Source organism: Cellulomonas endophytica (assembly GCF_004123805.1).
GTDB classification, from domain to species: Bacteria; Actinomycetota; Actinomycetes; order Actinomycetales; family Cellulomonadaceae; genus Cellulomonas; species Cellulomonas endophytica.
On sequence record NZ_RWJX01000114.1, the window covers coordinates 1 to 7,314 of the forward strand.

The window sequence follows — 7,314 nt, forward strand, 5'->3', positions numbered from 1 at the left end:
CGCGGCGGCCGTGCGCCCGCCCGCACCTGCCCCCGCACCCGCCACCGCACCTGGCACCGGGCGCGGCCCACGGCGGCCCGCGCGCGCGACGGCCACCCGCGTCGCGGCGGCGGGCGTCGTGCCCGTGCTCGTCGCCGTGGCGGTGCTCGCGGGGGAGGGCGTCCCGCTCGCCCGCCTCGACCTGCACGACGGCGGCGTGTGGCTGACGGCCACCGACGAGGGCCGCCTGGGCCGCTGGAACACGGCCGTCGAGGAGCTCGACGGCGGGCTCGTGTCGCCCGCCGCCGGCTTCGACGTGCTCCAGGACGGCACGGACGTGCTGCTCGTCGAGCCCGGCGGACCGTCCGTCGTCGACCCGGCCACGGTGACGGTCACGGGGTCCGCGACCGCCCCGGGGGCCACGGTGGGCCTCGGCGGCGGCACGGTCAGCCTCCTGGAGGCGGACGGCGACCTCTGGGTGCGCCCCGTCGCCGCGCTCGCGGGCCTCGACACGGCCGTGACCCCCGCGGACCACGCGCTCGGCGCGGGCGGCGCCGCGGTCGCCACGGCGTCGGGCGCCGTGCTGGCCGTGGACGCGGCCGGCGCGGTGACGCTGCTGCGCCCGGGGGCCGCCGACCCGCAGGGGGAGCGCCTCGGTGGGCTCGCCGGCGGCGAGGCGGCCGACCCCGGCGCGGCCACGGGCACGGGGCCGGGCACGGGGGCGGGCCCGGGGACGGCCACCGGCACGCCGGCGGTCGACGCCCTCACCGCCGTCGGCGACGTCCCGGTCGCGCTCTCGGGCCGCACGCTGCGCACGCTCGGCGGGACGGTCGAGCTGCCCGGCGACGGGCTCGTCCTGCAGGCCCCCGGCCCCGCGGCCGGCACGGTGCTCGTCGCCTCCCGCACCGCGCTGCTCGAGGTCTCCCTCGAGGGCCTCGGCGTGCGCTCCCGCACCACCGGCGGCACGGGCACCCCGGCCGCCCCCGTGCGGGCCGCCGGCTGCGGCCACGGTGCGTGGGCCGGTCCGTCCGGCACCTACCTGCGCCTCTGCGGCGACGACCGGCCCCTCGTGCGCGCCCTCGACGCGGTCGCCGCCGACGCCGACCTGCGCCTGCGGGTCAACCACGACCTCGTCGTGCTCAACGACGCGCGCGCCGGGCGGCTCTGGCTCCCGGAGACCGACGGGGAGGTCCGCACGCCGGACTGGGCCGCCGCGGTCCCGGAGGACCGGCAGGACGAGACGGACCCCGAGCGCACGGACGGCGAGCGCACGGCGGCCCCGGACGCCGCCGCCTGCTCGCCGGACGCCCCGGGGCCGGTCGCCGTCGACGACGACCTCGGCGTCCGCCCCGGCCGCACCACGGTCCTGCCCGTGCTCGACAACGACTCCGCCTCCACCTGCGGCGTGCTCGCGGTGTCGCAGGTCGACCCGCTCCCGGCCGCCCTCGGCGTGCTGGAGCCCGTCGCCGGCGGCCGCGCCCTCCAGGTCACGGTGCCCGCCGGCGCCACGGGGTCGGCCACGGTCCCCTACACGGTGACGGACGGCCGCGGCACGTCCGTGCCCTCCACGGCCACCCTGCGTCTGACGGTGCGCGGGGTCGACGAGGACACGGCGCCCGAGCAGCTGCGCACGCCGACGCTCGTCGTCGAGCAGGGCGGCCGCACGGAGGCCGACGTGCTCGCGGCCTTCCGCGACCCCGAGGGCGACGTCCTGCAGCTCGTGCGGGCCGACGTCGACCCGGCGGTGGCCACGGCCGTCGTCGAGCCCGCCGGCACCCTCGCCCTCGAGGCGCGCGCCGACGCCCCGGTCGGCACCCACCGCGCGGCGCTCGAGGTCTCCGACGGCCGCGGGTCGGTCACCGGCGAGCTCGTGGTCGAGGTGCGCGCCCGCGGCGGCCTCGGCGTCGCCGTCGACCCGCTGCTCGTGCGCACCTTCGTCGACGAGCCCGTGCTCGTCGAGCCCCTCGCGGCCGTCCGGTCCTGGGCCGGCGCCGCGCCGCGCCTGGCCGGCGTCGAGGAGGTCGTCGGCCTCGCGGTGAGGCCGGACCTCGCCGCCGGCACCTTCACCGCCCGCGCCGCCCGCACGGGCTCGTGGACCGTCCCCTTCACCGTGACGGCCGGGGGCGTCCAGGCGACGGGCGTCGTGCGGGTGGACGTCGTCGACCGGCCCGGGACCCCGGCCGCCCCGGTCGCGGTGCCCGACGTGGTCCACGTGCCGCCGCTCGGGGAGGTCACGGTCGACCCCCTGGCCAACGACGTGGACCCCGACGGCGAGGTGCTCGTCCTGCGCGGCGTCGAGCCGGAGCAGGCCGGGGACGCCGGCATGCTCCGGCTGACGGTCCTGGAGCACCGGCTCGTGCGCGTGCAGCTGCGCGGGGACCTGGCCGCGCCCGTGCGCCTCACCTACGACGTCTCCGACGGCCGCGCGGCGACGCAGGGGGAGATCACGGTCGTCCCGGTGCCGGCCGTCCTCGCCGTGCAGCCGCCGACGGTCCCCGACGTCACCGTGCAGGTGCGGGCCGGCGGCGTCGTCACCGTGCCCGTCCTCGCCGACGCCCACGACCCCGACGGCGACCGGCTCACCCTGCGCCCGACGCTGGCGCAGCCGGTGCCCGAGGGGGAGGGGCTGCTCTTCGTCGCCGGCGACGCCCTGCGCTACCAGGCGCCGGCGCGCGCGCTGACGACCCACGCCGTCTTCGTCGTGCGCGACGCGGACGGGCAGGAGACCGCGGGGCGGCTCACCGTCGTCGTGCACGCCTCCGACGCCGCGACGAAGGCCCCGCCGGCGCCGCGCGACCTCACCGCCCGGGTGCTGGCGGGGGAGACCGTGCGGATCCCCGTGCCGCTCGTCGGCATCGACCCCGACGGGGACGGCGTGACGCTCCTCGGGCAGGACCGCGCCCCCGCCGACGGCCGCGTCACGGCGGGCGCCGACTGGCTGGAGTACACCGCCCTGCCCGACGCCGCCGGGACCGACACGTTCACCTACGCCGTGGAGGACTGGGTCGGGCAGCGGTCCGTGGCGACCGTCCGTGTCGGCGTCTCGTCCCGCGCGAGCGCCGCCGACCGCATCAGCGCCGGCGACGACGCCGTCACCGTCCGTCCCGGCCAGACCGTCGAGGTGCGCGTCCTCGCCAACGACGTCGGCACCGGCGGGGCGCCGCTCGCGCTCGACCCGGAGCTCGGGGTCTCCGAGGGCGCTCCCGGCGGCCCCGCCACGCCCGCCGCCGACGCCCCGGTCCCCGGCGACGCCCCCGCGCGCACCGCGGGACGGTCCGTCGTCGTGCGTGCGCCCGACCGGCCCACGGTCCTCTTCGTCACGTACACCGTCCGCAGCGGGCGCGGCGGCGTCGCGACGGGCCTCCTCACCGTCACGGTCGACCCGGCCGCCACGGCGGCGGCCCCCGTCGCCGCCGACGTGGTCGTGCCCGCCACGGACACGCTCGGCCGCACCGAGGTCGAGGTCGACGTGCTCGGCCTCGCCCAGAACCCGTCGGGGCCGCTGGCGGACCTGGCGGTCACCGTCCCGCGCTCCGTGGCGGACGTCGCCTCCGTCGACGACCGCGGCCGGGTCGTCGTGCAGCTCGGCCCGCACGCCCGGACCGTGCCGTACCTGCTCACGAACACGGCCGCCGCCGAGCGGCCCTCCACGTGGGCCTTCGTCACGGTGCCGGCGCTCGGCTTCTTCCCGCCCGTGGCCCGGCCCCGCGCCCCGGCGCTGCGGGTCGCGGCCGGCGCCGAGCTCCTCGTCGTCCTCGACGAGCAGGTCCAGGTGGCCCCGGGCCGCCGCCCGTCGGTGGCCGACGCGGCCGCCGTGCAGGCCGTGCGCGGGACCGTGCGCGTCGTGGACGGCTCGACCGTGGCCTACACGCCCGCGCCCGGCTACGCCGGAGCGGCCTCGATCACCGTCCCCGTCACCGACAGCACGGGCCCGACGGACGCCGACGCGCGCCGGTCGGCGGTCACGCTGCCCGTCACGGTCGTGGCCCTGGAGTCCACGCCCCCGACGTTCGCCCCCGACCCGCTCGAGGTGCCCGCCGGCGCCCGCACGGTCGTGGACCTGGCGCTGTGGGTCCGCGGCCCCGAGGGCCCGACCACGGGCACCCCGGCCGCGGGCGTCCCGGCCACCCCGGGCGCGACCGGCGGCGCCGCCTCGCCGTGGACCTTCGCGCTCGCGGGCGCCGTCCCCGACGGGCTGACCGCCGCGCTCGACGGCACCCGGCTGTCCGTGACCGCCGACGCCGGCACGTCCGCCGGGACGACGGCCCGCCTGCGCCTCGCGCTCGGCTACGGCCGCGCCGGCACGCTGCCGGTGGAGGTCGACGTGCGGGTCGTGGCGAGCACCCAGCCGCTCGCGCGGGTGCCCGACCGCGAGGTCGCGGCGGTCGCCGGCCGCGAGGTCGCGGTGCCCGTCCTCGACGGCGCGTTCGACCCCTTCCCGGGCCAGGGCCTGCAGGTCGTCGGGGTCGTCGTCGACACCCCCGGCGCGGGCACCGTCCGCTCCGACGCGCGCACCGTCACCGTCGTGCCCGCAGCCGCCGGCTCCGGCACCGTCGTCGTGCGGTTCCGCGTGCGGGACGTCACCCGCGACCCGCAGCGCGAGGTCCAGGGGCGGCTCACCGTCGTCGTGCGCGACCGCCCCGACGCCCCGGGCGCCCCGGCCGTCCTCGAGGAGCGCGACGGCGCCGTCGTCCTGTCCTGGACGGCGCCCGACGCCCACGGCGACCCCGTCACGGGCTACCGGGTCGTCGCCCAGCCCGGCGGCGCCGAGCAGACCTGCGAGGTCACCACCTGCACGGTCACCGGCCTGACGAACGGCACGGCGTACACGTTCACCGTCGCGGCCCGCAACGGCATCGGCCTGTCCGACCCCAGCACCGCCTCCGCGCCCGCACGTCCCGACGCGGTGCCGGCCGCGCCCGGCACGCCCGTGCTCGTGCGGGGCGACCGGTCCCTCGTGGCGACGTGGTCGGCCCCCGCCACCACGGGCTCGCCCGTGACGGGCTACGCCGTGGAGGTCAGCCCGGCCCCCGCGTCCGGGCCGGCCGTCGTCACGGTGGCGCAGCCGCGCGCCACCATCGGCGGTCTCGTGAACGGCACCGCCTACACCGTCCGCGTCCGGGCGACGAACGGCGCGCCCCTGCCCGGCCCCTGGAGCACCGCCTCGGCCGTCGCGGTGCCCGCAGGCGTGCCGGCCGCACCCGTCCCGACCGCGACCCGCGGCGAGACCGCCGACGAGCGGCCCGCCGTGACGCTGGCCTGGACCCCGTCCGGCGGCAACGGCGACCCCGTGACCGCCTACGAGGTGCGGGTCGACGGCGGTGCGCCCGTCGACGTCGGCCCCGTGCTCACCTGGACGCTGACCGACGCGCGGCTCGGGCAGGCCTACGTGCTCGCCGTCCGCGCCCGCAACGGCGTGGGGGTGTCGGAGTGGGCGACGGCCACGGGCGAGGTCTGGTCCGCCCCGGGACCCGTCACCGCGACCGCGGGCGCGGCCGTCCCCGCCGGCGGGGAGGTGGCCTGGGGTGCCGGCGCGGCGCGCTGGACCTGGTCCGCTCCGACCTCGAGCGGCACCGCGTCCGCCGCCCTGGGCTGGGAGGTCGAGGGCTGCACCCCCGAGCCCGGCGAGGCGGCGTGCACCCGCACGGGGCTCGTCGCCGGCCCCGCCGACGGGGCGCGCGTCCGTGCCGTCAACGACCGCGGCCTGGCCGGGCCGTGGACGGAGCTGCCGGCGGTGGCGGTCGTGACGGCGCCGCAGCCGCCGGTCGTCGAGCTGACCCCCGGCGGGGTCGACGAGGTGCTCGTGCGCGTCGTCGAGGGCGCCGACGGCGGCACGCCCGTGACGGAGCGCGCCTGGCGCCAGGACGGGGGCGCCTGGCGCACCGGACGGCCGCCGGCGAGCCTGTCGAGCGGGGCGGCGACGACCACCGTGGAGGTGCGCGTCGGCCACGCCCGTGGCGCGTCCGTCGGGTCCGCCACGGGTGCGCCCGGCCGGGCGACCGTGCCGGCCGAGCGCACGGTCACCGTGGCGGAGTCCCCGGGGCGGGTCGCCGTGGGCTGGGACGCCGGCGGCGACGGCGGGGCGGCCCTGGAGGGCTTCGGGTACCGCGTCGTGCGCCTGGACGGCGAGGGGGCCGGCGAGGTCGTCGCCGAGGGGACCACGGGTGCCGCGACGACCCGCGTGGACGTGCCCGTGCCCGGCGGCGGGACCGTCGAGGTGCAGGTGCGCGCCCGCAACGGCGTCGGCTGGGGCCCGTGGCCGACTCACCCGCCCCGGATCCTCATCCGACCCGCCGTCTGACCCGATGGGAGGGGTGAGCCCCGTGAGGGCGCCCTGCGACCGGCGGGCGCCCCCACGCCGGGCCACGACGTGGGGGGCGGCCGGGTGCGGCCCCCGAGAGGGGGAGGGCGCGTGGACGCCGAGCAGGCCCGGTGGTTCGCCGAGACGTTCGACCTGCTGGTCGACGGGATCGGCCGGGTGGTGCTCGGCAAGGAGCGCGTCGTGCGGGTGGCCCTCATGGCCATGGTCGCCGAGGGGCACCTCCTGCTCGAGGACGCCCCCGGCACGGGCAAGACCTCGCTGGCGAAGGCGCTGGCGGGCAGCGTGCAGGGCACGCACAGCCGGATCCAGTTCACCCCGGACCTGCTGCCGTCCGACGTGACGGGCACCACCGTCTGGGACGCCGCCGCCGGGCGGTTCCGCTTCCACCCCGGGCCCGTGTTCGCCTCCGTCGTCCTGGCCGACGAGATCAACCGCGCCTCGCCGAAGACGCAGGCCGCGCTCCTGGAGGTCATGGAGGAGGGGCAGGTCACCGTCGACGGCGTCAGCCACCCCGTCGGCCGGCCGTTCCTCGTGCTGGCGACGCAGAACCCCGTGGAGCTCGCCGGCACGTACCGCCTGCCCGAGGCCCAGCTCGACCGCTTCCTCGTCCGCACCTCCATCGGCTACCCCGACCGCGCGACGACGGTGGAGATCCTCGCCGGCGCCCGCGACCGCACGGTCGACCTCGAGCCGCTCGTCACCCCGCAGGCGCTCGCGGAGATGGCGGACCTCGCCACCGGCGTCCACACCGACCCCGCCGTCCTGGACTACGTGGCACGGCTCGTCGAGGCGACGCGCACCGACCCGCGCACCGCGCTCGGCGTGAGCGTCCGCGGCGCCCTGGCGCTCGTGCGCGCCGCGCGGGTGTGGGCCGCCTCGACGGGCCGCCCCTTCGTCGTGCCCGCGGACGTCAAGGACCTCGCCGAGCCCGTCCTCGCGCACCGCCTGCTGCTCACGCCCGACGCCGAGCTCGACGGCGTGCGCCCCGCCGACGTCGTCGCCGACGTGCTCGA

At 79.8% G+C, this 7,314-nt stretch carries 2 protein-coding genes; both read left to right on the forward strand.

Annotated features, from left to right (window positions below; genetic code table 11):
- Positions 1 to 118: 118 nt before the first annotated feature.
- Entirely contained in the window at positions 119 to 6,280 is a 6,162-nt protein-coding gene (locus tag EJA20_RS17535) for an Ig-like domain-containing protein (RefSeq protein ID WP_129339814.1), read from the forward strand.
- A 111-nt stretch (positions 6,281 to 6,391) separates the two neighbouring features.
- A partial coding sequence (locus tag EJA20_RS17540; protein WP_164984050.1) for an AAA family ATPase occupies positions 6,392 to 7,314 on the forward strand: 923 nt, incomplete at its 3' end.